General features: G+C 68.8%; 19 protein-coding genes and 1 pseudogene. 9 read left to right on the top strand and 11 right to left on the bottom strand.

The window, feature by feature from the left end; all coding sequences use genetic code 11:
* Positions 1 to 3 precede the first annotated feature (3 nt).
* The 6 genes from yidC (at position 4) to DWB77_RS19350 (ending at position 6,041) form a co-directional block, all read left to right on the top strand.
* Positions 4 to 1,296 (top strand): membrane protein insertase YidC, encoded by a 1,293-nt coding sequence (gene yidC, locus DWB77_RS19375; protein ID WP_120722440.1) that lies wholly within the window; start codon positions 4 to 6, stop codon positions 1,294 to 1,296.
* A 14-nt stretch (positions 1,297 to 1,310) separates the two neighbouring features.
* Positions 1,311 to 1,820 carry a protein jag gene (locus DWB77_RS19370; RefSeq protein WP_120722439.1) on the top strand — a complete coding sequence of 170 codons (510 nt, stop codon included), beginning with the start codon at positions 1,311 to 1,313 and terminating at the stop codon, positions 1,818 to 1,820.
* 110 nt (positions 1,821 to 1,930) lie between these two features.
* The gene (gene rsmG, locus DWB77_RS19365) at positions 1,931 to 2,656 is read left to right on the top strand and encodes a 16S rRNA (guanine(527)-N(7))-methyltransferase RsmG (protein WP_120722438.1); all 726 of its coding nucleotides are present in this window, start codon (positions 1,931 to 1,933) and stop codon (positions 2,654 to 2,656) included.
* Positions 2,657 to 2,947: 291 nt separating this feature from the next.
* Positions 2,948 to 4,024 (top strand): ParA family protein, encoded by a 1,077-nt coding sequence (locus tag DWB77_RS19360; protein ID WP_120722437.1) that lies wholly within the window; start codon positions 2,948 to 2,950, stop codon positions 4,022 to 4,024.
* Positions 4,021 to 5,118: a ParB/RepB/Spo0J family partition protein gene (locus tag DWB77_RS19355; RefSeq protein WP_120722436.1), complete on the top strand. Its 1,098-nt coding sequence runs from the start codon at positions 4,021 to 4,023 to the stop codon at positions 5,116 to 5,118. Before DWB77_RS19360 ends, DWB77_RS19355 begins: the two co-directional genes overlap by 4 nt.
* A 305-nt stretch (positions 5,119 to 5,423) precedes the next feature.
* A complete protein-coding gene (locus DWB77_RS19350; protein WP_120722435.1) occupies positions 5,424 to 6,041 on the top strand; it encodes a GNAT family N-acetyltransferase in 618 nt (205 codons plus the stop codon).
* Between the two features lie 79 nt (positions 6,042 to 6,120).
* Here the strand turns inward: DWB77_RS19350 and trxA are convergent, their stop codons facing one another.
* The 7 genes from trxA to DWB77_RS19315 all read right to left on the bottom strand — a co-directional run bounded on the left by trxA (position 6,121) and on the right by DWB77_RS19315 (position 15,678).
* Entirely contained in the window at positions 6,121 to 6,453 is a 333-nt protein-coding gene (trxA, locus tag DWB77_RS19345) for a thioredoxin (RefSeq protein ID WP_120722434.1), read from the bottom strand.
* Between the two features lie 50 nt (positions 6,454 to 6,503).
* The gene (gene trxB, locus DWB77_RS19340; protein WP_120722433.1) at positions 6,504 to 7,463 is read right to left on the bottom strand and encodes a thioredoxin-disulfide reductase; all 960 of its coding nucleotides are present in this window, start codon (positions 7,461 to 7,463) and stop codon (positions 6,504 to 6,506) included.
* A 139-nt stretch (positions 7,464 to 7,602) separates the two neighbouring features.
* Entirely contained in the window at positions 7,603 to 8,550 is a 948-nt protein-coding gene (locus DWB77_RS19335) for an anti-sigma factor family protein (RefSeq protein WP_120722432.1), read from the bottom strand.
* The gene (gene sigM / locus DWB77_RS19330; RefSeq protein WP_120722431.1) at positions 8,547 to 9,251 is read right to left on the bottom strand and encodes an RNA polymerase sigma factor SigM; all 705 of its coding nucleotides are present in this window, start codon (positions 9,249 to 9,251) and stop codon (positions 8,547 to 8,549) included. The genes DWB77_RS19335 and sigM overlap by 4 nt, the downstream gene beginning before the upstream one ends.
* 25 nt (positions 9,252 to 9,276) lie before the next feature.
* Positions 9,277 to 11,010: a protein kinase family protein gene (locus DWB77_RS19325; RefSeq protein ID WP_174248583.1), complete on the bottom strand. Its 1,734-nt coding sequence runs from the start codon at positions 11,008 to 11,010 to the stop codon at positions 9,277 to 9,279.
* 129 nt (positions 11,011 to 11,139) lie between these two features.
* Positions 11,140 to 13,308 carry a murein biosynthesis integral membrane protein MurJ gene (gene murJ, locus DWB77_RS19320; RefSeq protein ID WP_120722430.1) on the bottom strand — a complete coding sequence of 723 codons (2,169 nt, stop codon included), beginning with the start codon at positions 13,306 to 13,308 and terminating at the stop codon, positions 11,140 to 11,142.
* Between the two features lie 45 nt (positions 13,309 to 13,353).
* Positions 13,354 to 15,678: a DUF6049 family protein gene (locus DWB77_RS19315; RefSeq protein ID WP_162952560.1), complete on the bottom strand. Its 2,325-nt coding sequence runs from the start codon at positions 15,676 to 15,678 to the stop codon at positions 13,354 to 13,356.
* A 197-nt stretch (positions 15,679 to 15,875) separates the two neighbouring features.
* Here DWB77_RS19315 and DWB77_RS19310 point away from each other — a divergent pair, with 197 nt between their 5' ends.
* Positions 15,876 to 17,318 (top strand): CCA tRNA nucleotidyltransferase, encoded by a 1,443-nt coding sequence (locus DWB77_RS19310; RefSeq protein ID WP_120722429.1) that lies wholly within the window; start codon positions 15,876 to 15,878, stop codon positions 17,316 to 17,318.
* Positions 17,319 to 17,408: 90 nt separating this feature from the next.
* On the opposite strand, the gene DWB77_RS19305 is transcribed toward DWB77_RS19310, so the two are convergent.
* The 4 genes and pseudogenes from DWB77_RS19305 to DWB77_RS19290 form a co-directional block, all read right to left on the bottom strand.
* Complete coding sequence (locus DWB77_RS19305; protein WP_246033571.1) at positions 17,409 to 17,873, bottom strand: LppU/SCO3897 family protein; 465 nt, start codon at positions 17,871 to 17,873, stop codon at positions 17,409 to 17,411.
* A 106-nt stretch (positions 17,874 to 17,979) separates the two neighbouring features.
* A pseudogene (locus DWB77_RS19300) lies at positions 17,980 to 19,247 on the bottom strand (MFS transporter).
* An 82-nt stretch (positions 19,248 to 19,329) separates the two neighbouring features.
* Complete coding sequence (locus tag DWB77_RS19295) at positions 19,330 to 20,412, bottom strand: inositol-3-phosphate synthase (RefSeq protein WP_120722427.1); 1,083 nt, start codon at positions 20,410 to 20,412, stop codon at positions 19,330 to 19,332.
* 50 nt (positions 20,413 to 20,462) lie between these two features.
* Positions 20,463 to 21,149 carry a PadR family transcriptional regulator gene (locus DWB77_RS19290; RefSeq protein ID WP_120722426.1) on the bottom strand — a complete coding sequence of 229 codons (687 nt, stop codon included), beginning with the start codon at positions 21,147 to 21,149 and terminating at the stop codon, positions 20,463 to 20,465.
* A gap of 376 nt (positions 21,150 to 21,525) precedes the next feature.
* On the opposite strand from DWB77_RS19290, the gene DWB77_RS19285 reads away from it, so the two are divergent.
* Both DWB77_RS19285 and DWB77_RS19280 read left to right on the top strand, forming a co-directional pair.
* Positions 21,526 to 24,234, top strand: a complete 2,709-nt coding sequence (locus DWB77_RS19285) for a transglycosylase domain-containing protein (RefSeq protein ID WP_120722425.1) — start codon at positions 21,526 to 21,528, stop codon at positions 24,232 to 24,234.
* Positions 24,235 to 24,368: 134 nt separating this feature from the next.
* A complete protein-coding gene (locus tag DWB77_RS19280; protein WP_120722424.1) occupies positions 24,369 to 25,877 on the top strand; it encodes a glycosyltransferase family 87 protein in 1,509 nt (502 codons plus the stop codon).
* Positions 25,878 to 25,897 lie beyond the last annotated feature (20 nt).

The following is a 25,897-nucleotide window of genomic DNA, read 5'->3' as shown; positions in this document are numbered from 1 at the left end:
TTAGTGGACACGATTGCCAGTCTGTTCAGCTTCATCACCTGGCCCGTTTCCTGGGTCATCGTCCAGTTCCACAAGTTGTACGGCGCGATCTTCGGGCCGGACACGGGTTGGGCCTGGGGCCTGTCGATCGTGTCCCTCGTGGTGCTGATCCGTATCTGCCTGATCCCGCTCTTCGTGAAGCAGATCAAGTCGACCCGGAACATGCAGGCGCTCCAGCCGAAGATGAAGGCGATCCAGGAGCGCTACAAGAGCGACAAGCAGCGTCAGTCCGAAGAGATGATGAAGCTGTACAAGGAGACGGGCACCAACCCGCTCTCCTCGTGCCTTCCGATCCTCGCTCAGTCGCCGTTCTTCTTCGCGCTCTACCACGTGCTGTCGGGCATCGCCAACGGCAAGACCATCGGCGTCATCAACCAGCCGCTCCTCGAGAGCGCCCAGAAGGCCCACATCGTCGGCGCCCCGCTGGCCGCGAAGTTCATGGACAGCGCCTCCAAGGTCGAAGGCCTCGGCGCGACGCTGACCGACGTCCGCGTCGTCACCGCGATCATGATCGTGCTGATGTCCGCCTCGCAGTTCTTCACCCAGCGCCAGCTGATGACGAAGAACGTCGACCTGTCGGTCAAGACGCCGTTCATGCAGCAGCAGAAGATGCTGATGTACGTCTTCCCCATCATGTTCGCCGTGATGGGCATCAACTTCCCCGTAGGTGTCCTCGTCTACTGGCTGACCACCAACGTGTGGACCATGGGCCAGCAGATGTACGTCATCAACCAGAACCCGACGCCGGGTTCCAAGGCCCAGGAGCACTACCTGGACCGGCTGCTCAAGAGCGTCGCGCTGCACAGCGAGGTGCGCGGCAAGCGGCGGCGCGCGGTCGTCCAGGCGATCGTGGCCAAGGGCCCGGACCGCAATGACATCGAGCGCAAGTTCGTCACCGGCCTCTCCAAGCAGGGCTTCGTGGCCCAGGCCGACGGTTCCGTGGTGAAGAGCGACGTGGCGCTGGCCGAGGCCGAGGGCGGAGCGACGCCCAGGCGTCAGCAGCCCAAGCGGCAGACCAAGGCGCAGCGCCAGGCCGGCGCGGTTCAGCAGGAGGACGCGGCGGCGAAGACCTCGCTGTCGAAGGAGGCCGCCGAGCCCTCGGACGTGGTGCCCGCGGAGACGAAGGCCGAGCCGCAGGACGCCAAGCCGCAGCAGGAAGCCAAGCCGAAGCAGGGCAAGCCCACCGCGGGCCAGGCACGAGCCAAGTCGGGCCAGCGCAAGGGTCAGCAGCGGCCCAAGCACCCGACCAAGAAGTAAGAAGGAGTCCATCCGTGACGGAAGGCACCACCTCCCCGGCCGCTGAGGGCGTCGACACCCTCTCCCGCCTGGAGCAGGAAGGGGAGATCGCCGCCGATTACCTCGAGGGCCTGCTCGACATCGCCGACCTCGACGGCGACATCGACATGGACGTCGAGGCGGACCGAGCCGCGGTCTCGATCATCAGCGACAGCGACCGTGATCTTCAGAAGCTGGTCGGGCGCGACGGTGAGGTGCTGGAGGCTCTCCAGGAGCTGACGCGCTTGGCCGTGCACCGCGAGACCGGTGACCGCAGCCGGCTGATGCTGGACATCGGCGGCTACCGGGCCAAGAAGCGCACGGAGCTCGCGGAGCTGGGCGCCAAGGCGGCGGACGAGGTCAAGAGCACCGGGGCACCGGTGAAGCTGGACCCGATGACGCCGTTCGAGCGCAAGGTCGTCCACGACGCCGTCGCCGCGGCGGGGCTGCGCAGCGAATCGGAGGGCGAGGAGCCGCAGCGCTTCGTCGTCGTACTGCCCGCCTGAGCGGTCATTGCTTTGTCGGCCCCGTCTGTTCGCAGGCGGGGCCGATCTTTGTCAGCCTGATAGTCAGCCACCACAGTGCGGCAACGCGTAGCTAGGGAAGGACGGTCCCCGTGACGGAGGCAGAGGCAGCAGCGGAGCTTCCCCCGGCGCCCGAGGAGGCGCGGGCGGTGTTCGGGGAGTTCTTCCCCGAGGCCGTGCGGTATGCGGAGCTGCTCGCGGATGCGGGGGTCAAGCGCGGTCTGATCGGTCCACGTGAGGTGCCGCGCCTGTGGGAGCGACACCTGCTGAACTGCGCGGTGCTCTCCGAGGTCGTCCCCGAAGGCGTCACGGTCTGCGACGTCGGCTCCGGCGCGGGGCTGCCCGGTATCCCGCTGGCGCTGGTGCGCCCGGACCTGAAGATCACGCTTCTTGAGCCGCTGCTGCGCCGCACCAATTTCCTCCAGGAGGTCGTGGAGCTCCTCGGCCTCGACCATGTCACCGTGGTGCGCGGCCGCGCCGAGGAGATGCTGGGCAAGGTCACCCCGGTTCACGTGGTGACGGCCCGCGCGGTGGCACCGCTGGACCGGCTGGCCGGGTGGGGTGTTCCGCTGCTGCGTCCCTACGGCGAGATGCTGGCGCTCAAGGGCGACACGGCGGAAGAGGAGATCGTCGGCGCGCGCGCCGCGCTGAGCAAGCTCGGTGTGGTGGAGACGTCCGTGCTGCACGTGGGCGAGGGCGTGGTGGACCCGCTCTCCACGGTCGTACGGGTCGAGGTCGGGGAGAGCCCGGGCGGGGTGCGGTTCGCCGCGAAGCGCGCCAAGGCCGCCCGCACCAGCCGAACCCGACGTCGCCGCTGAGAACCGGTCCCTGGTTGGGGATTCGATGGGCGAATGGTCCATAGAAGGCCGTATACGTACGCATTTCGGAGTGTCGTAACGGCGGCTGGGTAGCGCGGATGCATCGTGTTTCACGTGAAACGTCGCTCACTGCTGCATGGAATCATCAGCCGCGGCCGTGCGGCTTCCTCGCCGCGCGACCGCAGGCCCTTCGCAGGGGGCCCAGAGTCCCCCGTGAGGGCTACGGAGTTGTCCACAGAGGTGGATTCGTCCACAGAAGACAGGGCCTCGCTGGTTCACGACCCCGAAGACATGGGAGGCTCTGTTCATTGCGAGCCTGAAGTCGAGGAGAGTGAATCCTTGCGGTCCGACGCCAACATCGCGGGACCGATGACCGATCCGGTCCCCGGTCCCCGTACCGAATCGGCGGGGGAGGATGTTTCACGTGAAACACCGCCCCCGATGGACGACACCCCTATCGGTCGTGCTGCCCAGCTGGCGGTGGAAGCCCTCGGCCGGGCCGGCGAGGGTCTGCCCCGGCCGGAGCAGACCCGCATCATGGTCGTCGCCAACCAGAAGGGCGGCGTAGGAAAGACCACCACCACGGTCAACCTCGCCGCTTCCCTCGCGCTGCACGGCGCTCGGGTCCTGGTGGTCGACCTCGATCCGCAGGGCAACGCCTCGACGGCACTGGGTATCGACCACCACGCCGACGTCCCTTCGATCTATGACGTCCTGGTCGAGAGCAGGCCGCTCTCCGAAGTGGTCCAGCCCGTCCCGGACGTCGAAGGCCTCTTCTGCGCACCGGCCACCATCGACCTCGCCGGTGCGGAGATCGAGCTCGTCTCCCTGGTGGCCCGGGAGAGCCGACTCCAGCGCGCCATCCAGGCGTACGAGCAGCCGCTGGACTACATCCTCATCGACTGCCCGCCCTCGCTGGGGCTGCTGACGGTGAACGCCCTGGTCGCGGGGGCTGAGGTCCTGATCCCGATCCAGTGCGAGTACTACGCCCTGGAAGGCCTGGGCCAGCTCCTGAGGAATGTCGACCTCGTGCGCGGCCACCTCAACCCGACGCTGCATGTGTCGACGATCCTGCTGACCATGTACGACGGCAGGACCCGGCTCGCCTCCCAGGTGGCCGACGAGGTGCGCAGCCACTTCGGCAAGGAGGTGCTGCGGACCAGCATTCCGCGGTCGGTACGCATCTCCGAGGCCCCGAGTTACGGGCAGACGGTGCTCACCTACGACCCGGGCTCCAGCGGCTCGCTGTCGTACCTCGAAGCTGCCCGCGAAATCGCCCTGCGCGGCGTCGGCGTGCAGTACGACCCCACGCACGCGCATGTGGTCAGCCAGAACAACAAGCACAGCATGTCGGAGGGGATCCAGTGAGTGAGCGACGCAGAGGACTGGGGCGTGGGCTCGGTGCGCTGATCCCATCAGCCGCGCAGGAGAAGCCGGGCTCCTCGGTGGGGACGGCTTCCACGTCCCCGTCGTCGGTGCCAGTCCTGACCGCGGAGCGGGGGGTGGCGGCCGCGAAGGTGACGACGCTGCCGGCGGCTTCCGTTCCACGTGAAACAGCTCCGGCGCCCGAGCCGGAGGCAGTGCCGGAGCCGGTCGGTGCGGCCGGTGCGTTCTTCGCCGAGCTGCCGATCGACTCGATCACGCCGAACCCGCGACAGCCGCGTGAGGTGTTCGACGAGGACGCGCTGTCCGAACTGGTCACCTCCATCAAGGAAGTGGGGCTCCTCCAGCCCGTCGTCGTCCGTCAGACCGGCCCCGAGCGTTACGAGCTCATCATGGGTGAGCGGCGCTGGCGGTCCTGCCGTGAGGCGGGCTTGGAGCGGATTCCCGCGATCGTCCGGGAAACGGATGACGAGAAGCTTCTTCTCGACGCCCTCCTGGAGAACCTCCACCGTGCCCAGCTGAACCCGCTGGAGGAGGCCGCGGCCTACGACCAGTTGCTCAGGGACTTCAAGTGCACCCATGACCAGCTGGCCGACCGCATCGGCCGCTCGCGTCCGCAGGTCTCCAACACCCTGCGTCTGCTGCGCCTTTCGGCTCCGGTTCAGCGCAGGGTGGCTGCCGGTGTGCTCTCGGCGGGGCACGCGAGGGCGCTGCTGTCGGTGGAGGACACCGCGGAACAGGACCGGCTCGCCCACCGCATCGTGGCGGAGGGCCTCTCGGTGCGGGCGGTCGAGGAGATCGTCAGCCTGATGTCCTCCGAGCCCCAGGCCGCTCCCAAGGCCAAGGGTCCCCGAGCCGGGACGCGTCTGTCACCCGCGCTGTCCGACCTGGCGAACCGTCTCTCGGACCGTTTCGAGACCCGGGTGAAGGTCGACCTCGGTCAGAAGAAGGGAAAGATCGTCGTCGAGTTCGCCTCGATAGACGATCTGGAGAGGATTCTCGGCACCCTCGCCCCGGGCGAGGGCAGGGTCCTGGAGAAGGGCCTGGCCGAGGACGCCTCGGACGACGGCGACAGCTGAGGCCGCTCGGTTTCGCTTGAGGGCGGGCCGAGTTCCGGTGCTTACCGGAACTCGGCCCGCCCTTTGCATGCGGACGGTACCCCCGCCACCAGGGGGTGGATACGATGCGTTCTGGTATGGCACATCCACCTTGATCCATCCTTGAGGGAGGCGGGGGCCATGCGAACGGTGAGCCGCACTCAACTGGTGACGGCAGGGCTCGGTCTCGGGGCGGTCGGCGGATTCGTCGGCAGTCTGCTGCGGGAGCGGAACGCGCTGTCGGCCGCGCAGGGTGCGGCAGGCGAGGGAAGTGAGGAACAGCCTCCATGGGGCGACGGCTCGTACCGCTCACGCTGGACAACCTTCCGGACCTCCCCCAGCGCTGCCGCGGCTGTGTCTTCTGGGAGCTCGACCCGGTCAGCGGAGAAGCCGCGGTAAGAGCGGGCAGACCCGAAGTGGAGAAAGAAGCCTGGATCTCGGGCGTGCTCCTGGAATGGGGCTCCTGCGGCCGCGTCGTCTACGTCGATGACATCCCGGTCGGTTATGTGCTGTACGCGCCTCCGGCTTATGTGCCCCGCTCCACCGCGTTTCCCACCAGCCCGGTGGCAGCCGATGCCGTCCAGCTGATGACCGCCTGGATCATGCCGGGGTACCAGGGGCAGGGGCTGGGGAGAGTGCTGGTGCAGACGGTCGCCAAGGATCTGCTGCGCCGTGGCTTCAAGGCCATCGAGGCGTTCGGGGACGCCCGTTGGCGCGAGCCTGCCTGTGTGCTGCCGGCCGATCATCTCCTGGCCGTGGGCTTCAAGACCGTACGGCCCCACCCGCGGTATCCGCGGATGCGGCTGGAACTGCGGACGACGCTGTCCTGGAAGGAAGACGTCGAGCTGGCCCTGGACCGGCTGCTCGGAGCGGTCCAGAAGGAACCGGCCCTCAGACCGCTGTAAGAGGTGTTTCACGTGAAACGGGCCCGCCCCCAGTCCGGGGGCGGGCCCGTTTCACGTGAAACGACGAGCGCGTGGCGCCTTACTCGGCGATGAAGTCGGCGAGGTCACGCTCCAGCGCGGCCTTCGGCTTGGCGCCGACGATCGTCTTGACGACCTCGCCGCCCTGGTAGACGTTCAGCGTCGGGATCGACATGACGCCGTACTTGGCGGCCGTCTCCGGGTTCTGGTCGATGTTGAGCTTGACGATCTCGATCTGCCCACCGTGCTCGGCGGCGATGGCCTCCAGCGACGGGGCGATCTGGCGGCACGGGCCGCACCACTCGGCCCAGAAGTCCACGAGGACGGGCTTGTCGCTCTTGAGGACGACCTCGTCGAAGTCGGAGTCGGTCACGTGCTTCAGGGTGCCGGCCACGGCAGTCTCCTAAGGGGTGTTGGGGGGAGGGGGAAGCTGAAAGCGGTGGATCAGACGCCTGCTGCGGCCTTCTCGTTGTCCGCGAGAGCGGCCAGGAAGCGCTCCGCGTCGAGGGCGGCGGAACAGCCGGTGCCGGCGGCCGTGATGGCCTGACGGTAGGTGTGGTCGACGACGTCGCCGGCGCCGAAGACGCCCGTGAGGTTGGTGCGGGTCGACGGGGCGTCGACCTTCAGGTAGCCCTCGTCGTCCAGGTCGAGCTGGCCCTTGAAGAGCTCCGTGCGCGGGTCGTGTCCGACGGCGATGAACAGGCCCGTCACCGGCAGCTCGGAGGTCTCGCCGGTCTTGGTGTTGCGCAGCGTCAGACCGGAGAGCTTCTGGTCTCCGTGGATTTCGGCGACCTCGCTGTCCCAGGCGAACTTGATCTTCTCGTCGGAGAAGGCGCGCTCCTGCATGGCCTTGGAGGCGCGCAGGCTGTCGCGGCGGTGGACGATCGTGACCGACTTGGCGAAGCGCGAGAGGAAGGTCGCCTCCTCCATCGCGGTGTCGCCACCGCCGACCACGGCGATGTCGTGGTCCTTGAAGAAGAAGCCGTCGCACGTGGCGCACCAGGAGACACCGCGCCCGGACAGCTTGTCCTCGTTGGGCAGGCCCAGCTTGCGGTGCTGCGAGCCGGTGGTGACGATGACGGCCTTGGCGCGGTGGACGGTGCCGGCGGTGTCCGTGACGGTCTTGATGTCACCGGTGAGGTCCACGGCGACGACGTCGTCCGGAACCAGCTCGGCGCCGAAGCGCTCGGCCTGGCCGCGCATGTTGTCCATGAGCTCCGGGCCCATGATGCCGTCCTGGAAGCCGGGGAAGTTCTCCACCTCGGTGGTGTTCATCAGCGCACCGCCGGCGGTGACGGCGCCCTCGAACACCAGCGGCTTCAGGGACGCACGTGCGGTGTACAGCGCGGCCGTGTATCCGGCCGGCCCCGAGCCAATGATGATCACGTTACGGACGTCGCTCACGGGTTTCTTCCTCGTCTCTGCGGACTGCCTACTGCCTGTCGGGGCCCCGGTCCAGGACTCTCACCCCACCCAACGGATCCTACGGGGGTTGCATTCCCGAGCCGGACGGGCCGCACGCGCAAGCGCCTCTCGCGTGGCCTCAGGGGCGCGGATAGGAGTGGGTCAGCAGCAACTTGCCCGCGGTCGGGGAACCCGTGTTCTCGCAGGCCGCGTCCACGATGTACGCCTCTACGTTCGCGGGATCGGTCTGGTCGGGCAGCACGACGAGATAGACCGGGCTTCCCTCGTACGTGCCCTGTTCGGTCGCCAACGGCGTCTGGGAGGGGCGTCCGGTGCCCGCCTGGACGCAGGGCGGCACGCTGACGGCGGAACGCAGGGTGTCCGGGTGGTTCTCGTCGCTGGGGGCGTTCTTCGTCGAGGGCGCGATCTGTGCCGAGGGAGCCTTCCCGGACGCCTGACCGCCGTGCTGGGACAACAACGACTGAACCCGGTTCTCAAGGGTGCCCGAGGAGAAGACGGTGCCGCTGGGCACCGAGGCGGGGGACGAGGCCTGCCGGGCCGCGGGAGGCGGCGACGTCGACTGGAAGCCCTGGGCGAAGAAGATCCCCACCCCGACGGCCGCGACGCCCACGACCGCGCTGAGCACCGCCACGCGGCGGCGGCGTGCCCTGGCACCACGACCGGGCCCCGTGGCGGCCCGGCTGTGCCCTGCGGGGCGGTCGGTCTGCGGCACCGCCGAGGAGGTGGTCGGCTCGGCCTCTGGTTCGTCGGTCGCGGCGGGTGTTTCACGTGAAACATGCGGGGTTTCACGTGAGGCGTCGTCGGGGGCCGTGGCGTCGAGGAGTGCTTCGGCGGCGAGCGCCGCGTCGATACGGCCCGCTACATCGACAGGCATGCGGTGCGGCCCGGGCAGCGTGCCGAGCAGATCGCGGATCTCCTCCAGGGAGGCCCGTACATCGGCGCAGAGGGCACAGCCCTGGAGATGGCGCCGCACATCCTCCATACGGGACGGCGGCAGCAGCCCTTCGGTGAGTTCGGAGATCTCCGAGACGTCCGGGTGTTGTGTCGTTCCGGTCGTGGATGTCACGCGCGCCCACCTCCGCCCTTCACGGCAGCCGAATCGCTCGGTCCTGCGTCGTTGGTTCCTGACTCCGGTGGGACGGATGTCCCCGGCGTCCGGTTCCTTCCCCCACCGGACTCACCACTACTCCCCGTATCGGCGCGCAGATGAGTGAGGAGAGGCAGCAGTCGGGCGCGTCCTCGGGCACAGCGGCTCTTCACCGTGCCGGTGGGGACGTCGAGCACGGCGGCCGCCTCGGCCACGGGGTAGCCCTGCATGTCGACGAGGACGAGTGCGGCGCGCTGGTCCGGCGGGAGGGTGCCCAGCGCCGCGATGAGCTGGCGGTGCAGATCCTCCCGTTCGGCCGGTGCTTCGGCCGACTCGTGCGGCTCCATCAGCTGGTCCAGGCGCTCGGTGTCGTCGACCGGCGACGTTTTGCGGGAGGCCGCTTTGCGGGCCCGGTCGAGACAGGCGTTCACCGTGATGCGGTGCAGCCAGGTGGTGACGGCCGACTGGCCACGGAACGAGTGGGCGGCCCGATAGGCGGAGACCAGGGCGTCCTGGACGGCGTCGGCGGCCTCCTCGCGGTCTCCCAGCGTGCGCAGCGCCACCGCCCAGAGGCGGTCGCGGTGGCGCCGCACGATCTCACCGAAGGCGTCGGGGTCGCCCTCGACATGGCGCGCCAGAAGGTCCTGGTCGCTTATGTCGCCCAGTGTGGCCTCGTCCAACGGTGAGCCTCCCCCTGCCGTTCGGTCAGCCGGCGAACTTCACATCGGTGATGGCCTGCTTGTGGCCGGCCTTGCTGTAGTCGTCGGCCGGCGCATCAGGCATGGCCGTCATCCACAGGAGCACATAGCGCGACGTCACCGGGGAGTCCGCCTTGAAGTCGGCACGGGTGCCACTGGTCTGGGTCCTGGCGATCTTCTTCATCCCGCTCACCGATGTCGAGGGGGTGAGCGAGTCCGTCGCGTACAGCGTGATGGTGGTGTGATCCCCGGCGTAGCGCAACAGTATCGACGCGGTCGAGATGTTCCTGGAGGAGCCGAGGTCGTAGACGATGCCGACGCCGGCCTTCACGGAAGGCACCAGGTCGGGGCCGTCGAAGAAGGTTTTGGTGCGCCAGAAGGTGGAGGTGCTGCCGTCGTAGGTGTCCCGCACAGCGGCGGCGTTCTGCGGCGATCCGTCCGGCGCGTACTCCTGGGCGTCCTGGATCTTGATCGGTACCGGGGCGTGCGGCTTGTCCCCGTCGCTGTGGTCCGTGGTCTGGGTGTTGCCGGTCTCGTTGTTTCCGCCCTTGTCGTGGTGGAGCAGGGCGTCGGCGAGCTGCCAGCTTCCGAGGCCGAGGGCGGCGATCAGGAGGGCCGAGACACCCCACTTGAGTGCTTTGCCGGTGCGTCCCTGAAGCGGTGGGGGCGGGGGAGGCAACGGCTGGGTGACCGAGGGGCCGGGGCCGGTGGCCGGGCGGGCGTACGTCCCCTGCTGGTAGGTGGTGCGCTGGTACTCGGGCGGCGCGGTGAACGCGGGCTCCGGCGGGCGGATGCGGGGCATCTCCCCGATGGCCTTGACCAGCTCGTCCGGGGTGGTGCACGGCGGTTCCTGGCGGGAGGCGGTGGCTCCCTCGTTGACCAGGGCCCGCATGGCGAGCTCCGAGAGGCCCCGGTGGACGCCTGCCCGCACCTGGTCGGGTGCGATCAGGCCGACGCCCTTGGGCAGGCCGTGCAGCCCGTAGGCATCGCTCTCGTACGGCCAGCGCTGGGTGAGCACGGCGTACAGGAGGGCGCCGATCGCCTCGGTGTCGGTGCGCTGCGGGGTGTCGGAGCTGATGCCGCGCAGCGCCGCGGCGACGGCCAGGCCGCGGATGCGGTACTGCCCGGTCGAGGTCCGCAGGATCGCGCTCGGGGTGAGCCTGAGGTGGGCAAGGCCCTCACGGTGGGCTGCCGCCATGGCCTGCGACACCTGGGTGACCATCTGGTAGGCGTCGTGCGCCTCCAGCGGGCCGAGCGCCAGCAGGGCGGTGAGCTCGGTGGCGTCCGGCAGCCACTCGTGGACGACGTAGACGAGGTCGTTCTCCTCGACGGCGTCGAGGACCTGCACGAAGCGGGGGTCACCGAGGAGCGCGGAGGAACGGGCGGCGGCCAGGACGGAGCGGGCCCGGGGGTGGTCGGCGGGCAGCAGGTGGACGCCGACGGCTCGGCGGAGTTTTTCATCGACCGCACGCCAGCTGCTGAAACCGTCCAGACGGGTGACGCACTCCTCGAGGCGGTAGCGTCTGGCCAGCTTGTGGCCGCTGTGCAGTTCGGGCGTCGCGATGGACGGCTCGGTGGCCTTGCGCTCACCGCCGGGGCCGTTGGCGTTCTGCTGCGCCGTGTCTGGCGTGTCGATGGACTCCGTCACCCCGTCGGTCGTCGCCTGGTCCGCCTTGGCGGCCAGCGGGCTGTCGCCGCTGTTGTCGGCCACGTCGACGGCAGCCGTGCTACGTTCCGCCACCGTCGCTCCTGCCTCCCCATCCGTTGCGTGCTGTAGGCCAGCCATGCAAAGTCATGCCAATTGTGCCCACAGTCCAGCACTATGCACGACACGCGGTGGCCGGCGATGGTTGTGCGCGGGGCTGCGGCCTCAGCGGCCGAGCCGTCCGCGCACCATTCCGACCATGGCGTTGAGCTCCTCGATGCGCATCCGCTTGGCCGCGACGAAGAAGACTCCCATCAGTACGGCACCGCCGACGACCAGTGCCACCACCGATCCTCCCGCACCCTCGCCCAGGAACTTCAGCAGGCCGAAGCCGACCGCGCCCGCCACGATCGCGGCCGGGACCGCGGCGAGGCACAGGCGGGCGTAGGTGCGCAGGACGTGGGCGCCGTCCAGGTCGCCGCCCAGCCGTTCGCGCAGCCGGCGCCACGCCACTCCGACGCCCACGGCGTAGGCGAGGCCGTAGGCACCGGCCATGCCGACGACCGCCCACCGGGCGGGCAGCACGACGTAGCAGGCGGCCGAGACCGCCGCGTTGACGGCGGCCACGATGACCGTGTTGTAGAACGGCGTCCGGGTGTCCTCGTATGCGTAGAAACCGCGCAGCACGACGTACTGCACCGAGTACGGGATCAGGCCGAGCGCGAACGCCATGAGGATGAAGCCCATGGACTCGGCGGCCTGGATGCCGCTCGACGCGTACAGCAGGGTGCACATCGGGACGCCGAGCGCGAGGAAGGCGAAGGCGACGGGCACGATCGCGACCGCCGAGTTCCGCAGCCCCTGCGAGATGTCGTCGCGGACCGCGCCGGGGTCGTTGTCGTGCGCGGCACGCGAGATGCGTGGCAGCAGCGCGGCCATGACCGAGACGGTGATGATGGCCTGCGGCATGCCCCAGATCAGCTGGGCGTTGGAGTAGGCGAGGAAGCCCGCGCCGGAGCGCCCGGACTCTTTGCCCGCCGCCGTGGCGAGCCGGGTGACCACGATGACGCCGGCCTGGTTGGCGAGCACGAACATCACGGTCCACTTGGCGAGCTTGACCGTCTTGCCGAGGCCGTGGCCCTTCCAGTCGAACCGCGGCCGGAAGCGGAAACCGGTCTCCCTGAGGTAGGGCAGCATCGCCAGGGCCTGCACCACGAGCCCGAGGAGGGTGCCGATGCCCAGCAGGCGCACACCGTCGTGCGGGATCGTCTGGACCCCCATGTGGGACTCGGCGGAGGTGCCGTAGACCCAGATGAACAGGCCGAACGTGGAGATCATCACGATGTTGTTGAGGACCGGGGTCCACATCATCGCGCCGAACTTGCCGCGCGCGTTGAGGATCTGGCCCAACACCACGTGCACACCCATGAAGAAGATCGTGGGCAGGCAGTAGCGGGCGAACGTGACGGCGACGCTGTTGGCGGCCGCGTCATTGCCGATGGTGGGCGACATCAACTGGATCAGCAGGGGCGCCCCGACGACCGCGAGCACCACGATGGTGCCGAGCGCGACCATGACGAGGGTCAGCAGCCGGTTGGCGTAGGCCTCGCCGCCGTCCTCGTCGTCCTTCATGGAACGCACCAGCTGGGGCACGAACACCGAGTTCAGGCCGCCGCCGACGGTCAGGATGTAGATCATCGTCGGCAGGGTGTACGCGATGGTGAAGGTGTCGCCGAGCAGTGCGGCGCCCAGCGCCGCCGTGATCACCAGGCTGCGTACGAAGCCCGTGAGGCGGGAGACCAGGGTGCCCGCGGCCATGACGGCGCTGGACTTCAGCAGGCTGGAGGCGCGGCCGGCCTGCTTGCGGGGCGGCTCGGGGGCGGGCTCCGGCACGGCGGGAACGGGGGGCTGGCCCGCCTGCTGCTGGTCGCGGTAGAGGTGCGCGAAGGCGTCCTGCTCGGGCAGCTCCTCACCCGCCTGGGTGACGAGGTCGTCGAGCCCCACGAACTGCGTGGTCCTCGCGTCGTCGCCGTAGGGCAGATGGCGCGAGGGGCCCTCGGGCTCGGGCGGCGGCGTCTGCGCCCAGATCCGCGGATCGGGCGCGAACTGCTGCGCCGCGGGCTGCTGGTAGAGCGGCTGCTGCTCGGGATAGGTGCCCGGGGGCGGCGGCGGGTGCGCGGCGCGGTCGTAGAGCGCCTCGGTCACCGGGTCCTGGGCGGAGAGGTCCTGTTCCCGGTACGGATCGTAGGCATAGGCATCCTGGACGTACGGGTCGGGTGCGGACTGCGGCGGCGGGATCTGCCCCGCCTGGGTGGGTGCCGGAGGCATGCCCCCGGAGGGCGCGGCACCGCTGCCAGCGCCCTGCCCACGGTCACCGTCGTACGGCGCGTTCATGGTTACCCCACCTCATCGTCCCCGGCCGACCGGCCACGACATAGCTCAATGGTCCACTTTCTCACCCGGGCCGGGTGAGGCCCCGCTTTCGGGACCGGTGTCCGGTGTCGGGTCACTCGGCTGCCCGGGATCGGCGTCCGCCGAACCGTTCGACTGTCCCGGATCGTCGTCGCCGTCGGGCTCGTCACGAGCCATGGAGCGCTTGCGGTGGGTGTACATCCGGATGCCCGCGAGCACCAGCAGCAGGACACCGCCCGCGATGACCAGCATCACCGTCGGAGTGATCTCGGAGACCTGGACGGTGAACTCCATCGGCTCACCGTACGGCGTGCCGTCCTCGGTGTAGAGCCGGGCGATCACCGGTACGGGGCCGTTGGCGTTCGCGATGGCGGTGAACTTCACCGACTGGCTGCGGTCGCCGTCCACCTTCACGGGCTGTTCGCCGATCGCGGCACCGTCGTCGCCCAGCAGCAGACGGGTGGGGCTCTTGGGCTGAAGCCTCAGCACCAGGTGGTCGACGCCCTGCACCAGCTTGTTCTGCACGGTGACGGCGAGGGTGGCGCTGCGCCCCGACATGGTCGCGGTCGACTTCTGGATGAGGTGGACCTGGTCGGCCAGACCGTCCAGGTAGAGCTGCACTCCGGAACGGTAGTTCTGCGCGCCGCCCGAATTGCCGCGCCAGGACGTCGACATCTCCCGGTTGATCGCGTTCCCAAAGGGAGTGACCACACGGTCGGGGGCGCTCAGGATGACCTTGAACCGCTCCAGGGTGCCCTGCGTGCTCTTCATGTCCTGGAAGGCGTCGAGCGGCAATTCCTGCTGGCGCAGCGAGTCGGGGTACGCGTTCGTGCCGGGCGTCCGCGTGGTGGCCAGGGGGTCGGGCTTGGCGGCGGCCGCCGCGGACAGGTCGACGAGGGGCTGGGTCCAGCGCTGGGGGTCCAGGGCGTGCAGGGCGGCGGCCATCGTCTGGGCCTGGCTGGCCGTCGGCATGCGCTGGGGGGCGACCACGATGCTGCGCTGCTTCTCGGGCTCCTCCAGCGTGATCGCGAGGGTCTGTGCGAGGAACTCCTGCGTGGCCAGGGTCGAGCCGCCCGCCATGGACATATCGCCCTGGAAGGCTGTGGAGAGCCGGGCGTCGGCGACGATGGCATTGGCGCCGCCGCCGATGGGCCGGGCCGCCGTCGGCGTGTAGGACAGCGCGCTGTCCCGCAGGCTGTCGCTGCGGGCGATCACGTTGTGGGCGCCGGCCGACGTGGCCACGTCGACGATCGAGGGGTCGACGGCGCCCTCGACGGGCCAGGAGTAGTCGGCCGACGGGGTCACGTGCAGGATCGTGTCGATCGTCTTCTGGGCGACCTCGGTGGCGCTCTGCAAATGACCGAGGGAACCGGGCACGTCACGGCCGTGGTGGGCGAGCGAGGCCAGATCCGGGTCGGCGAACGGCAGCGCGACCACCTTCTCGCCCTGGACCGCCGCCTCCAGGGCGCTCAGCCACGCCTTGGCCGCGTCCTGCCCGGTGCCGTTCACCAGGGCGTCGCCGACCTTGATCTTGTAGTTGCGGGTCATCGCGTCGACGGTGGCCAGCAGATCAGGGTCGATCACCCAGGTCACCGGCAGCTGCTTGCCGAGCGACACCATCTGCTCGAGCCGCCCGCCGGGGCCGATGTCCTTGGCCAGGGAATCATCGGCGAAGACCGGGGTCTGCTGCGCGTCCGAGCCGGTCTGGGCGGTGAGGTGGGCCGAGGAGATGAGCGGCCACAGGAAGGTGAGCTGGCTCTTCTTGCCCTCGACGGCCTCCGGCTGCCACGGCAGGAAGGTGTGCTGGATGCCGAGCACCTGGTCGTACCGCTGGTTCGCGGTCTGCCCCGACAGGGAGACACCGAGCTGGTAGACCCCGCTCTCGTCCAGGCCCAGCTTGGCCACCGGCACCGAGAGGGTGAAGTCCTGGCTGATCCCGGTGTCCAGCTTGGCGAACGTGACGGTGGGTCCGTCGCTGAGTTCGGCGCCGTCGCCGCTCGACGGGGAGGCGCTGCGCGCGGCGGCTCCGTCGATTGCCGCACGCCCGGACAGTTTCTGCCCCACCCGTAGCGCCACATGGGCGCCGGTCACGGCCTGCTTGCCCTTGTTGGTCACCGTGCCGGAGATCGTCAGCGTGTCGCTCTTGACGGGGGCCGTGGGGGCCACCGAGTCGAGGGACACCTGCACGCTCTGACCGCTCACGGCGTCCTCGACGGCGTGGGCCGCGGGGGCTGCCGTCGCGGACAGCAGGCCCGCGAACAGAGGGGCGCCGACGAGCAGTGCCGCCGTACGCCGGAACCACCGGCGGGCAGGAGAGGGAGTCATCCCCTGAGAATCTGCCGCCTCGGCCACGCGCTCGCCCGTCCCTCGCTGTCGGTTGCTGCGTCCACGCATGGTAACGATGCGGACTGTGGCGAAGTGCCGCGGTCCGCTCTACATGATCGCAACGGTGCCGTACCGAGGAGCGGGCGCTCCTTCGGGGGCCGTGGTGCCGGGGCCCCGAAGAACGGTGACGACCGGGGCGGCCGGGCCACGTACCCTTTTCTGTTGTGCCGAACGCCAATGAAGACAATCCCAGTGCACTGAGCCAGGTGCAGCGCCGCGCGGTGAGTGAACTGCTGCGGGTGTCCCCGGTCGCGGACGACCTCGCCCTCCGATTCGAGGAGGCCGGGTTCTCTCTCGCCCTCGTGGGCGGGTCCGTCCGGGACGCTCTGCTCGGGCGGCTCGGCAACGACCTGGACTTCACCACGGATGCCCGCCCCGAGGACGTGCTGAAGATCGTGCGGCCCTGGGCGGACGCGGTCTGGGAGGTCGGGATCGCCTTCGGCACGGTCGGCTGCCAGAAGGACGGGTACCAGATCGAGGTCACGACCTACCGTTCCGAGGCGTACGACCGGACCTCGCGCAAGCCCGAGGTGTCCTACGGCGACTCCATCGAGCAGGACCTCGTGCGGCGCGACTTCACCGTCAACGCGATGGCGGTGGCGCTGCCGCAGAAGGAGTTCGTCGACCCGCACGGCGGCCTCGAAGACCTCGCCGCCCGGGTGCTCCGCACGCCCGGCACACCCGAGGAGTCCTTCTCCGACGATCCGCTGCGGATGATGCGCGCCGCGCGCTTCGCCGCCCAGCTGGACTTCGAGGTGGCACCCGAGGTCGTCACCGCCATGACGGACATGTCCGGCCGTATCGAGATCGTCTCCGCGGAGCGTGTGCGGGACGAGCTCAACAAGCTGCTGATCTCCGCCCATCCGAAGAAGGGGCTGCGGCTCCTGGTCGACACCGGGCTCGCCGAGCACGTCCTGCCGGAGCTGCCGGCCCTGCGCCTTGAGAGTGACGAACACCACCGCCACAAGGACGTCTACGAGCACTCGCTGACCGTTCTGGACCAGGCGATCGACCTGGAGGAGAACGGGCCGGACCTGGTGCTGCGGCTGGCGGCGCTGCTGCACGACATCGGCAAGCCGAGGACGCGGCGCTTCGAGTCGGACGGGCGGGTCTCCTTCCACCACCACGAGGTGGTCGGCGCGAAGATGACCAAGAAGCGGATGACCGAGCTGAAGTACTCCAACGAGATGGTCAAGGACGTCTCGAAGCTCGTGGAGCTGCACTTGCGCTTCCACGGGTACGGCACCGGGGAGTGGACCGACTCGGCGGTGCGACGGTACGTCCGCGACGCGGGGCCGCTCCTCGAACGGCTGCACAAGCTGACCCGCTCGGACTGCACCACGCGCAACAAGCGCAAGGCGAGCGCGCTGTCCCGGGCCTACGACGGCCTGGAAGAACGGATCGCGGAGCTTCAGGAGCAGGAGGAGCTGGACTCGATCCGGCCCGACCTCGACGGCAACCAGATCATGGAGATCCTGGGCATCAGCCCCGGGCCGGCGATCGGTCAGGCGTACAAGCACCTGTTGGAACTGCGCCTGGAGAACGGCCCCATGGACCACGATGCGGCGGTCGCGGCACTGAAGGAATGGTGGGCGGCGCGGAGCTGAGGTCGTGTTTCACGTGAAACACGACGAGCTGGAGGCATGACGCGGGGGCTGTGTTTCACGTGAAACACAGCCCCCGCGTCATGCGCTCTGCTACTTGGTGTCGCCCAGGCAGAGGGTGAAGGAGTTGCCCTTCTCGTCCCAGGTGAAGGCCGCAGTGGTGCCGGTGACGTTCTGGCAGGTCAGCTGCGGAGTGCTGGCGCCGGGGCTCTTCTTGAGCACCTTGTTGGTCGCCTTGGAGTCCGTGCAGCTCACCTGCTGGATGTCGGGCTTGTTGTCGGTGCCCTTGTTGTACAGGCAGTCGCCGACCGACAGCTGCTTGGCGTCATCGCTGTCCTTGCTGAGGTACCAGCCGCCGGCTATGACGACCAGACCGACCACAATGCCGATGGCCTTGATCGCCTTCTTGCCGCCGCCGCGCGTCGGGGTGCCCTGCGGGGCCATCGGGACGCCCTGGTACGGGGCTCCCTGCGCCGGGAAGCCGGGCTGCCCGGTCTGTCCGTACGGTGCGTTCTGGTTCTGGGCGTACGGGTTCTGGCCCTGGGGCGGCGTGGTCACGGAGAAGGTCCCCCTCAAAAGGATGGCGATGTATGACGCCCGTAAGTTAGCGGGCCCCTATGACACCGCCGACACCGCAGGCCACTCTGTGTCCTCGATGTGACACTCAGGGGTGCGGAAACCGGGTCATACCCGCTGCTACCGCTGCGTAGATGAGGGAGACGGTGATGACGAGCGGGGCCGAGCGGCCGTCCGGCGGGAGCATCAACGCGGCGACCGCGGCGGCACCCACGAAGGCCATGTTGAACAGGACGTCGTAGAGGGAGAAGATCCGCCCCCGGTAGGAGTCGTCCACCGTGGACTGGATGACCGTGTCCGTGGTGATCTTGGCGCCCTGGGTGACGAGGCCGAGAACGAAGGCGGCGATCAGCATCGGCACGGGGGCGAAGGGCAGCCCGAGTGCCGGTTCCAGTACCGCGGCGGTCGCCGAGCACACCATGATCCACCGGTACTGGCCGAGTCGCGCGACCGCCCACGGTGTCATGACGGCCGCGACGAAGAAGCCCGCTCCCGAGACGCCCACGGCGAGCCCGAGCAGGGCGAGACCACCCGTCCCGGCACCCCTGTCCGTCCCCCGGCCCAGGCGTACCGGCAGAGCATCAGCAGCATGACGGTCAGCGCCCCGTAGCAGAACCGCATCAGCGTCATCGCGGCGAGCACCCGGGCCGCCGAGCGGCGCCGGTTCAGGTGCCGTACGCCGTCCGCGAGGCCGCGCGCCGTGGAACGCAACACCGCGGCGAGGCCGGGCTGGACGGCTGTGGGATCCGGCCCGAGCAGTCCCGGCGGAAGCCGGAGGGATGCCAGCGATGCGCAGAGATAGAGGACGGCGCCCAGGATGACGGTCGCGGCATCCGCGTCGATCACGAGGCGCAGGGCGAAGGCCAGCCCACCACCCGCGGTCGCGGCGAGGGTTCCGGCGGTCGGGGAGAGCGAGTTGGCCATCACGAGCCGCTCGGCGTCGACCACGCGGGGCAAGGAGGCCGAGAGCCCGGCGAGGACGAAGCGGTTGACGGCCGTCACGGCGAGCGCGGACGCGTAGAAGAGCCAGTCGGGCGCGGTCGCGAGGACGAGCAGCGCCGTGCAGCCGGCGAGGAGGGCCCGCAGGAGGTTCCCGTACAGGAAGACCTGTCGCCGTCGCCAGCGGTCCAGAAGCACGCCGGCGAAGGGGCCGACGAGCGAGTACGGGAGGAGCAGGACGGCCATGGCGGAGGCAATCGCGCCCGGTGAGGCCTGTTTCTCGGGGGAGAAGACGACGTACGTGGCGAGGGCGACCTGATAGACGCCGTCCGCGGCCTGGGACAGCAGTCGTACGGCCAGCAGATGCCGGAAGTGCTTCAGGCGCAGAAGCACGCGGAGGTCACGTACGACAGGCATGTGAGCAAGCGTCACATACGGAAAGGGTCCCCGTGCACACCTCGCGCACGGGGACCCTCAGCCGTTCTCAGGGGTGCGAGCTCTAGCGCTCGACCTCGCCCTTGATGAACTTCTCGACGTTCGCGTAGGCCTCGTCGTCGAAGTACTGCACCGGCGGGGACTTCATGAAGTAGCTCGACGCGGAGAGGATCGGGCCGCCGATGCCGCGGTCCTTGGCGATCTTCGCGGCGCGCAGGGCGTCGATGATGACACCCGCGGAGTTCGGGGAGTCCCAGACCTCGAGCTTGTACTCCAGGTTCAGCGGAACGTCACCGAAGGCGCGGCCCTCGAGGCGCACGTACGCCCACTTGCGGTCGTCCAGCCAGGCCACGTAGTCCGAGGGACCGATGTGGACGTTCTTCTCGCCCATGTCGCGGTCCGGGATCTGCGAGGTGACGGCCTGCGTCTTCGAGATCTTCTTGGACTCGAGGCGGTCGCGCTCGAGCATGTTCTTGAAGTCCATGTTGCCGCCGACGTTGAGCTGCATGGTGCGCTCAAGACGGACACCGCGGTCCTCGAACAGCTTCGCCATCACGCGGTGCGTGATGGTGGCGCCGACCTGCGACTTGATGTCGTCGCCGACGATCGGGACGCCCGCCTCGGTGAACTTGTCCGCCCACTCCTTGGTGCCGGCGATGAAGACCGGAAGGGCGTTGACGAACGCGACCTTGGCGTCGATGGCGCACTGCGCGTAGAACTTCGCGGCGTCCTCGGAACCGACCGGCAGGTAGCAGATCAGAACGTCGACCTGCTTGTCCTTGAGGACCTGCACGACGTCCACGGGAGCCTCGGCGGACTCCTCGATGGTCATGCGGTAGTACTTGCCGAGACCGTCCAGGGTGTGGCCGCGCTGGACCGTGACGCCCTTGTTCGGGACGTCGCAGATCTTGATGGTGTTGTTCTCGCTGGCGCCGATGGCGTCCGAGAGGTCGAGGCCGACCTTCTTGGCGTCGACGTCGAACGCGGCGACGAACTCCACGTCACCGACGTGGTAGTCGCCGAACTGGACATGCATCAGACCCGGGACCTTGGCGGCCGGGTCGGCGTCCTTGTAGTACTCGACGCCCTGCACCAGCGAGGCGGCGCAGTTGCCCACGCCGACGATGGCTACGCGAACCGAACCCATTCCGGTTGCTCCCTGTTCGATCTCTTCGAAGTCCTGCGTGCGCAGGGCCTTCAGTTGGCGGTGTCCTCGGACGGATCCGGCCGGGTGCTGTCCCGGTGCCGGGGCAGACCGCCCGTCTCTCCTGATGTGTGGTGGTCCTGCTGAGCGGAGCCGGTGGCGGGGCCGGATCGCTGATCCCGTCCCGCCCGCTCGCTCTCGATGAGCTCGTTCAGCCAGCGCACTTCGCGCTCCACGGACTCCATGCCGTGGCGCTGGAGCTCAAGCGTGTAGTCGTCCAGGCGCTCGCGCGTACGGGCCAGGGAGGCGCGCATCTTCTCGAGGCGCTCCTCCAGCCGGCTGCGACGACCTTCCAGCACGCGCATCCGCACCTCTCGCTCCGTCTGGCCGAAGAAGGCGAAACGGGCGGCGAAGTGCTCGTCCTCCCAGGTGTCGGGGCCGGTGTGGGAGAGCAGCTCCTCGAAGTGCTCCTTACCTTCCGCCGTCAACCGGTAGACGATCTTGGCGCGGCGCCCTGCGAGTGAAGCGGCGAGCGCGTCCTCGGGAGCGCTGCCCGGCTCCTCGATCAACCAGCCGTTGGCGACCAGTGTCTTGAGGCAGGGGTAGAGGGTCCCGTAACTGAAGGCCCGGAAGATCCCCAGCGAGGTGTTGAGCCGCTTGCGCAGCTCGTAACCGTGCATGGGGGCCTCACGGAGCAGGCCGAGTACGGCGAATTCGAGGATGCCGGAGCGCCTGCTCATCCTTCGCCTCCTCGGCAGTCGGGGACCTTTATGCCGTGCTGATGTATCGACTCGATACATCAGCACGATAGGGCGGTGCGGCAGCTGCGGCAAGAGGGGCCATGGTGAACGGCGTCACATCCTCAATTCATAGGCAGCAAGTTGCCTGATTTGGGGTGAACTTCGGCCCTAGGGAGGTTTTGAGCGTGCGTAGTCTGTGCGCCATGCAGATCACTGTGTGCCGAGTGGCGTCAGGGGGACGTCGGCGTGTTCAACGCCATCGGCACACGGGACGCAGCGCGACCGTGTCCTTCGCGGGGCCGTCGCGTGCACCGGGGGGACAGGAAATCAGCTGCCGTTTCCAGGCGCTCTCGCCTGCCCGAGGAGTAGTCGTTCGATGAGCGAGCACCGTCGCAAACCGCCGCAGCCCCAGGGCGGTGGGCGGGCCGCGGCCCGGCGCGCCGCGCAGCAGCCCTCCGGTCGCAGGGCGGCCCGGCCGGCAGCCGGATCCGCGGGCCCCTCGCTGTCCGCCTCGCACGGGTCACCGTCTGCCTCGGGTGCGGACGAGACCGCCTATGGCGGCCGGGCCGAGGCACGGCGGGCCCAGCGGGGTGGCGGACGCAGGCGCGCCCCCGACGGCGCCGGGCCGCCTTCGGGACCCGGGCGCCGGGCGGGACGGGGCGGTGCGGGTGACGCGGGCGGCGGTCGGCCGTCCAAGAAGCGGTTCATCGACTACCCCCGCTTCGGCAAGCACGGGTGGCGTCGCTGGATGCCCTCCTGGAAGCTCGTCAGCGCGTGCGCCCTGGGATGTTTCGGCGTGCTGATCGCCGTCATCGGGGTGGCCTACTACATGGTGGCCATCCCGGACGTGGCCCAGGCGGCGAAGGCCCAGAACAACGTCTACTTCTGGTCCGACAAGTCACAGATGGTCGCCACCGGCGGGGAGGTCAACCGCCAGATCATCCCGTACGAGCAGATCCCGACGGCGATGCGGTACGCCGTCATCTCGGCCGAGAACAAGACCTTCGAGACCGACAGCGGCGTCGACCCCCAGGGCATCGCGCGCGCCCTGGTGAACATGGCCAAGGGCGGCCAGACCCAGGGCGGCTCGACCATCACGCAGCAGTACGTGAAGAACGCGCAGCTCAACGACCAGTCGCAGACGATCACCCGTAAGTTCAAAGAGCTCTTCATCTCCATCAAGGTCGGCGCGACCCGGCCGAAGAGCGAGATCATGGCCGGGTACCTGAACACCGCGTACTACGGTCGCGGCGCCTACGGTCTCCAGGCCGCAGCCCGTACGTACTACGGCAAGGACGCCAAGGACCTCGACCCGAGCCAGTGCGCCTTCCTCGCCTCGCTCCTCAAGGGAGCGACGTACTTCGACCCGGCCGGCGCCCCCGAGATCGACCCGCTGGCGACCGCCGAACAGAACACCAAGAACGCCACCGAGCGCTGGGGCTGGATCCTCGACCAAGAGGTCAAGGACAAGCACATGGACGCGGCCGAGCGCGCCAAGTACCAGACGTTCCCGATGCCCGACAAGCCGAAGAAGAACGCGAATCTGGGCGGGCAGATCGGCTACCTGGTGTCCCTCGCCCAGGCGTCCGCGAAGAACAGCAACCCCGACATCGACCTGGCCAAGGGCGGCTACCAGATCTACACGACCTTCGACAAGAAGAAGGTCCAGGAGATGGAGAGCGTGGTCAAGAAGGTCCGGGACAAGAACATCGACCCCAAGAAGCGCCCCGAGAAGGACACCTTCGTCCAGTTCGGTGCCGCTTCGGTGGATGTGAAGGCCGGGGCCATCGTGGCCATTTACGGCGGCGACGACGCGACCAAGCACTTCACCAACAACGCCGACGAAACCGGTGCCCAGGTCGGCTCGACCTTCAAGCCGTTCGTGCTTGCGGCCGCGATGCAGTACGGAAAGCGCGACCCCGACAAGCCGGCCTCGCAGAGCGACTCGTCCCGGACGCCCGTCTCTCCGGACAGCATCTACAGCGGCAAGAACAAGCTGAAGATCAAGAACTACGACGGGACCATCTGGAAGGACCAGGAGGGCAAGGAGTGGCTCCAGACCAACGATGGTGACCAGTCCTACAACCCGCCGAGCTACGCCATCGACCTGCGCTACGCGATGCAGGAGTCGGTGAACACCCCCTACGTCCAGCTCGGTATGGACGTCGGCACCGACAAGGTGAAGCAGGCCGCCATGGCCGCCGGGCTGCGCGACAGCAAGACCAGCATGGCCTCCTCCAGCGTGCCGTCGTTCTCCATCGGTACGTCCTCGCCCAGCGCGATCCGCATGGCCGGTGCGTACGCCACGTTCGCTGCCAGTGGCACGCAACGCGATCCGTTCTCGGTGACGGAGGTGAGGAAGGACGGCAAGACCATCTACCAGCACGAGGACCAGACCAAGAGCGCCTTCCCCGCCGCCGTGGCCAACAACGTCACGGACGTCCTGAAGAACGTCGTCGAAAAGGGCACGGGAACCAACGCCAAGCTCAGCGGGCGGCAGGTGGCGGGCAAAACGGGTACCACCGACGGCAACCGGTCGGCCTGGTTCGTGGGCTACACCCCGCAGTACGCGACGGCCGTCGGCATGTACCGCCTCGACGACAACGAGACCAGCAAGAAGCGCGAGTTCCTGAAGATGTTCGGAACGGGTGGCCAGGACAAGATCCACGGCGCCTCGTTCCCGTCGACCATCTGGCACGACTACATGGAGCAGGCGCTCGGCAACTCCCCCGCCGAATCGTTCCCCGCTCCCCAGAAGATCGGCGACAAGGTGTACGGCGGTGGCATGTCCCCCAGCCCCACCCCGTCCCCGACCCCGAGCTCCGCTGCTCCCTCCCCGACACCGACCCCGAAGCCGTCCATCACCCCCTCGATGCCCCCGCCGTCGCCGACGCCGACCCACTCGTGCAGCAAGTGGGACTGGACCTGCAACGACACGACCGGCGGCACCACCAACCAGGGCCCGACGGATGGTGGAACCGACGGCGGGGCGACCGTGAGCCCGTCGCCGACGAAAACGAAACCCGGCGGCGGTCCGGGAGGGGGCGGCCCCGGCGGCGCCTGGTTCGGAGGGACCGGCGGCTAGATCCGCTTACTGATGGCGGGGGGTGACGTTTCACGTGAAACGTCACCCCCCGTTTCACGTGAAACGGTCTCCTGGTTTCACGTGAAACACAGCCGCTCCCCGCATCCACAGCGCTGTACGGCAGGATGTCCGCCATGACGAGTGAGACGAGCCCCCGTGCGTACCGGAACCGGCGCGGAGACTCCGCAGAACCCGTCGTGCGCCCCACGGAGCAGGACGAGGTCGCCGCGGCCGGCAGCGAGCTGATCGGCGGCCCGCTCGGCCGCTGGGCCAGGCCCGGCCGACACTGGCTCACCCCGGTCAGGGTGGTGGTGCTCGTCGCGATCGGCATGTTCGCGCTGGGGATGGTGCAGAAGGTGCCCTGCTACGACTGGGCATGGTTCCGGGGCGCCAATTCGCAGTACACACACGCCTGTTACTCGGACATCCCGCATCTGTATTCGCTCCGCGGGTTCGCGGACAACCTGGTGCCGTACTTCGACCGCCTCAACGGCGACATGAACTACCTCGAGTATCCGGTGCTCACGGGTCTGTTCATGGAGGTCGCCTCCTGGCTGACGCCGGGCAGCGGCGACATGCAGCACCGCGAGCAGATGTACTGGATGGTCAACGCGGGGATGCTGATGGCGTGCACGGCCGTCATCGCCGTATGTGTCGCCCGGACGCACCGCCGCCGCCCCTGGGACGGCCTCCTGGTGGCGCTCGCCCCGGCCTTCGCGCTCACGGCCACCATCAACTGGGACCTGTTCGCCGTCGCTCTCACCGCGGCTGCCCTGCTGATGTGGTCGCGTGGCAGGACGCTCGCGTTCGGCATTCTGATCGGGCTTGCGACAGCCGCGAAGCTCTACCCCGTACTGATCCTCGGTCCGCTGCTCGTGCTGTGCTGGCGGGCAGGGAAATGGCGGGAGTTCGGGGCTGCCGCGCTGGGAGCGGCAGGTGGCTGGCTCGTGGTGAACCTGCCGGTGATGATGCTGGCGCCCGAGGGGTGGAAGAAGTTCTACACCTTCAGCCAGGAGCGGTCCGTCGACTTCGGTTCGTTCTGGCTGATCATCTCGCAGCGTACGGGCAAGGGCCTGGACACCGACATGGTGAACGCCCTGGCCATGCTCCTCATGGTTCTCGCCTGCGCCGGAATCACCGTGCTCACCCTCACCGCGCCGCGCCGTCCGCGGCTGGCCCAGCTCGCCTTCCTCGTAATCGCCGCGTTCATCATCACCAACAAGGTCTACTCGCCGCAGTACGTGCTGTGGATGATCCCGCTGGCCGCGCTCGCCAGGCCGCGCTGGCGGGACTTCCTGATCTGGCAGGCCGGAGAGGTGGCCTACTTCCTCGGGATCTGGCTGTACCTCGCCTACACGATGAGCGGCGAGAAGCATCAGGGACTGCCGACGGAGGGCTATCAACTGGCCATCGCCGCGCATCTGTTGACCACGCTGTATCTGTGCGCCGTGGTGGTGCGCGACATCCTGCTGCCCGAACGCGACGTCGTTCGGCGGGACGGCTCCGACGATCCCTCGGGCGGCGTTCTGGACCGGGCCGAGGACGTGTTCGTCCTGGGCCATGCCGCACATCCGCCACGTCACGCGGCCCTGCTCGAACAGGGGTCGCGGGTCGAATGGGGCACGAGCACCCCCGTCTCCTAGGGGACGGGGGCAAGGCTCGG

This window comes from Streptomyces hundungensis, assembly GCF_003627815.1.
GTDB classification, from domain to species: Bacteria; Actinomycetota; Actinomycetes; order Streptomycetales; family Streptomycetaceae; genus Streptomyces; species Streptomyces hundungensis_A.
This window is presented reverse-complemented; position numbering and strand designations above follow the sequence as displayed.

Bases quoted from the DNA above. Each gene is read 5' to 3' on its own strand.
- DWB77_RS19350 (WP_120722435.1), top strand. From the start codon at position 5,424: ATGGGGCGACGGCTCGTACCGCTCACGCTGGACAACCTTCCGGACCTC.
- murJ (WP_120722430.1), bottom strand. From the start codon at position 13,308: ATGAACGCGCCGTACGACGGTGACCGTGGGCAGGGCGCTGGCAGCGGT.
- DWB77_RS19295 (WP_120722427.1), bottom strand. From the start codon at position 20,412: ATGGGTTCGGTTCGCGTAGCCATCGTCGGCGTGGGCAACTGCGCCGCC.
- DWB77_RS19290 (WP_120722426.1), bottom strand. From the start codon at position 21,149: ATGAGCAGGCGCTCCGGCATCCTCGAATTCGCCGTACTCGGCCTGCTC.
- DWB77_RS19360 (WP_120722437.1), top strand. From the start codon at position 2,948: ATGGGAGGCTCTGTTCATTGCGAGCCTGAAGTCGAGGAGAGTGAATCC.
- DWB77_RS19280 (WP_120722424.1), top strand. From the start codon at position 24,369: ATGACGAGTGAGACGAGCCCCCGTGCGTACCGGAACCGGCGCGGAGAC.
- DWB77_RS19285 (WP_120722425.1), top strand. From the start codon at position 21,526: ATGAGCGAGCACCGTCGCAAACCGCCGCAGCCCCAGGGCGGTGGGCGG.